Annotated in this window: 4 protein-coding genes; 1 reads left to right on the forward strand and 3 read right to left on the reverse strand. The window is 37.5% G+C overall.

Annotation, left to right across the window (positions count from 1 at the left end; genetic code table 11):
- Positions 1 to 163: 163 nt before the first annotated feature.
- Genes ABF281_RS01235 through tsaD form a run of 3 tightly spaced genes read right to left on the reverse strand, consistent with a single transcriptional unit; the run spans position 164 to position 2,995 of the window.
- The gene (locus tag ABF281_RS01235) at positions 164 to 1,252 is read right to left on the reverse strand and encodes an AI-2E family transporter (RefSeq protein ID WP_347179881.1); all 1,089 of its coding nucleotides are present in this window, start codon (positions 1,250 to 1,252) and stop codon (positions 164 to 166) included.
- A gap of 20 nt (positions 1,253 to 1,272) precedes the next feature.
- Complete coding sequence (locus ABF281_RS01240) at positions 1,273 to 1,971, reverse strand: 16S rRNA (uracil(1498)-N(3))-methyltransferase (protein ID WP_347179882.1); 699 nt, start codon at positions 1,969 to 1,971, stop codon at positions 1,273 to 1,275.
- Position 1,972: 1 nt separating this feature from the next.
- Positions 1,973 to 2,995, reverse strand: coding sequence for a tRNA (adenosine(37)-N6)-threonylcarbamoyltransferase complex transferase subunit TsaD (gene tsaD, locus ABF281_RS01245; RefSeq protein WP_347179883.1), 1,023 nt, complete (start codon positions 2,993 to 2,995; stop codon positions 1,973 to 1,975).
- A 140-nt stretch (positions 2,996 to 3,135) separates the two neighbouring features.
- Between tsaD and ABF281_RS01250 the strand changes: the two genes are divergently transcribed.
- The coding region (locus ABF281_RS01250) for a hypothetical protein (RefSeq protein ID WP_347179884.1) at positions 3,136 to 3,948 on the forward strand (813 nt) is incomplete at its 3' end.

Below are 3,948 nucleotides of genomic sequence, written 5' to 3' on the forward strand. Positions count from 1 at the left end.
CCACTGTTTATGTTAACTACTTTTTCTAGGAAAGCAACGGATTCGACCTCATAGGTTTTTACTTTTTGAACAATTTTCTTCTCGATCCGAGATAATTTTTGCGCCTCAAGAGTCGTTTTTCCTAGAAAAATGAAAGCCATAAGAGCAAAGAGATTTAGCTTTTTCATAAATCTTTGGTTAGCGATTGAACAATTTTATTATCTGCATAAAATTCTTTAAAAATCACTTTCAATGCAGTGTAGCATGGAATAGCTACGATCAAACCAACGGTTCCAAATAAGATTCCTGATATAAGAATAACAATGAAAATTTCTAATGGATGTGATTTAACTGAGTTCGAAAATATATAGGGTTGACTGAAAAAGTTGTCCACCAATTGCCCCAAAACGAAACCGATCATTACGTATAAACTTTTGGGCAAAATAACCGAGCTAAAGTCAGCCTCAAGGTTCGCAGTCATGGTAAGTAGCAACATTAGCATACCACCTATGAGTGGACCGATGTAGGGAATTAAATTGAGTAAAGCACAAAGGAAGGCTATGATTAGGGCGTTTTTGATGCCAAAAATCACCAAAATGATACTATAGATTACGAAAAGGATGCTTATTTGAAGTAATAGACCAATGAAATAGCGTGAAAGGAGATTTTTGATTTTTTCAAATGAAGCCTGCAATCGACTGTGGTTTTTACTACTGAAGAGTAGTAAAACGGTTCGTTCCATCAATTGAGCGTCTTTTAGTAAAAAGAAAGTGATAAAGAGGATTGAAAAGAGTGCAACAGTGAACCCAGAGACCCACCCTAATAGTGAGTTTAAAAACTCAGGAAGTACTTCAAGGTTTAATGTATTCATCCAATCTTTTTCTAAGAGCCAATTTTTCCAATTGGTTTCTTGCCAGTTGAAATAGATCGCAATTTCTTCAAAAAGTAGATTGATTTTTGTTTCAAGTGCGTTTACATCGAGCAATGATAAGTTTTCTCCTTGCTGGATAATCAGTGGTACAAATAAAGAGAGTATCCCAAAAAGTAGGATGATTAAAATACTCATCGTGCTTATGACAGCAATTGAGTTATTGAATTTAAGTTTCTGTTTTAGGAAAACTGTAATGGGTCTTCCAATCAAAGAAGTGACGGCCGCAATTGCAATAAAAACAATTAAGGAACTCAACAGATAGATAGCATATACACCTAATCCGATTAAAATTGAATAGATGATTGCGCGTACAATTCCCTGTGCTAGTTGGTTTGGATTCATGTATTAAAGATAGAAAAAAATTATTGTGCTTTTAGCGCAATGGTATGGCAAGCAACAATGGCTGCTGTTTCTGTTCTGAGGCGTTGTTTTCCAAGATTAATGGCTTTGAAGTTTTTGTTGAGTGCTTGCTTAATTTCTTCTTCACTGAAGTCTCCCTCTGGACCGATCAGAATAGTAAGTTGACCCGCTACACTTGCCTCAGAAAACAAGGATGGTTTATCTCCTTCTCTGCAATGTGCAATCAATCCATTGGCGTTTTTGTCAATGAAGGTTTTGTAAGATGTTAAGGGGTTCAATTGCGGACGATAAAATTGTTGGGATTGCTTAAGAGCAGCAGTTATGATTTTTTCTAAACGTTCGGGTTTAATGGTTTTTCGCTCAGAATGCGAACACAACAGCGGAGTGATTTGATGTATACCAATTTCGGTAGCTTTTTCTAAAAACCATTCAAAGCGGCTCATGTTTTTTGTTGGTGAAATTGCAATATGCAATTGATAGGGGAGTGGAGGGTGCTCTTTGGCTTCAATAATTATTCCATGAACTTGGTTTGTTCCTAAAACGGTAAGTTGAATGACTACTTCTAGTCCTTTTCCATTGGTTGCGCTAACCTTTTCTCCTTGTTTTTTACGAAGGACTTTATTGATGTGTTTACTCTCTTCTTTTGAAAAAAGAAGATCACCTGTGGTTTGTTCAAGTTCGGGTAGGTAAAATAAATCCATATTAAATAGGTAAGCGAGCGGTGGCAGACTGATCGAGCGTGCCATATGATTCTTGACGATATTTTAAATATCCAACAATTCCAATCATGGCCGCATTGTCAGTTGTAAATGCAAAAGGGGGAATGTGTACAGTCCAACCGTTCTCTTTTGCAGTTTCTTGTAGCTTATTTCGTAAGCCTGAGTTGGCAGAAACCCCACCACCAATGGCAATCTCAGTGATGCCAGTGAGCTCTACGGCCTTCGTTATTTTTGTGAAAATAATTTCAATCAATGTGTGTTGAATGGAGGCACACAAATCAGCTAAATTTTCTTTAATAAATGCATCATTTTTTTGTGTGTTTTTGTGCAAAAAGTTAATCACGGCGGTTTTAAAGCCACTGTAACTAACATCTAGACCACTAACTTTAGGGATTGGGAAGTGAAAAGCCTTAGCATTCCCTTCCTTAGCTAATCGGTCAATATGTGGTCCTGCTGGGTAGCCTAAACCCAAAACTTTCCCGCATTTGTCAAAAGCTTCGCCTATTGCGTCGTCTAATGTTCTTCCTATTTCTTCCATATCAAAATGATTGGTCACTTTCACAATCTGCGTATGTCCTCCAGAGACCGTAATTCCAAGAAATGGGAACTGTGGATTTGGGTTTCCATCGTCAATAAAATGACTGAGTAAATGTCCTTGTAAGTGATTTACTTCTATCAACGGAATGGATAATCCCATGCTCAAAGACTTAGCAAATGAAGTTCCAACAAGCAGAGACCCTAGTAATCCTGGGCCCCTCGTGTAGGCTATCGCTGATAAATCCTGTTTGGAGATTCCGGCTTTTTTTATTGCCTGATCAACGACAGGTACGATGTTTTGCTGGTGCGCTCGGGAAGCAAGTTCTGGGACAACCCCACCATAGGCCTCATGTATAGATTGATTGGCAATACTATTTGACAAAACAATGTCGTTTTTTAACACTGCAGCTGCAGTATCATCACATGAAGATTCAATGGCTAAAATATAGCATGGTTTTTGTTCAATCATTTAGTAACTTTAACGAATTGTAAATTTACACTTTTCTCATCAAAAATCTTCGTAAAATAGCGGCCTTCATCCTTGCACTCATAGTGCTAGCAGTTGCTGCGTTTGTGGTGTTTTTTTCATCAGAAAAAGTTCAAACACAATTGGCAAACTCCATCACCCAAAAAGTGAATGATAATTTTGATACTGCTATAGAAGTTGGTAAAGCAAAAATTAATCTTCAGGGAAAAATCCAATTTGACGATGTGCTCATTCGTGACCACAGAAAAGATACATTATTACTCATCTCACAAATTAAATTAGATTTAACCGAGTTAGAGAATGTCCTTAGAGGAGATTATGACTTTAGCTCGCTACACATAATTTCTCCAGAATTACATCTGACAACCTACCAAAACGAAGATTTATCCAACTTAAAACAGTTTGTCAATAAACTCAAAAGAGATTCTACCAAGCAGCCACCAAGTACAAGCATTGCCCATCTGTTGGTAGAAGAGGGTATACTGATTCTTTCCAATAGACAAGCAGGAAAGACAGAGCGTTTTTCTTCCATTGAATTTGCCCTTACTAATGTGCTTTTGGAGGAAAAAGAGTTTAGTACAAGTATGGATTCGATGTCTCTCTTTCTGGAGGACTATGATGAATCGGTGGATTTATCAGGAGACATAAATTTCACACCTTCAAAAATTCAATTAACAAGCCTTAATCTAAATTCAAGCCCTTTTAAATTGGCGGGAAGTTTAAGTCTTAAATATACTGAACTTACAAGTGAAGCTTTACGCAATTCGGCTTCAATTGATTTAGCTATTGACCATGCAGAACTGAATACCCATTTACTTCCTCTTTCCCAAGGAGTGAAGATTCCTCCTACCAAAATTGGTCTAGAAGGAAAGGTCAAAGGGAGTTTTGCCGATCTGATGGCTGAGCTGCAGTTAAGCCTACCTGGGAAAAGCAGA

Origin of the sequence: Wenyingzhuangia sp. (genome assembly GCF_039768515.1) — a bacterium.
Taxonomy (GTDB): domain Bacteria; phylum Bacteroidota; class Bacteroidia; order Flavobacteriales; family Flavobacteriaceae; genus Wenyingzhuangia.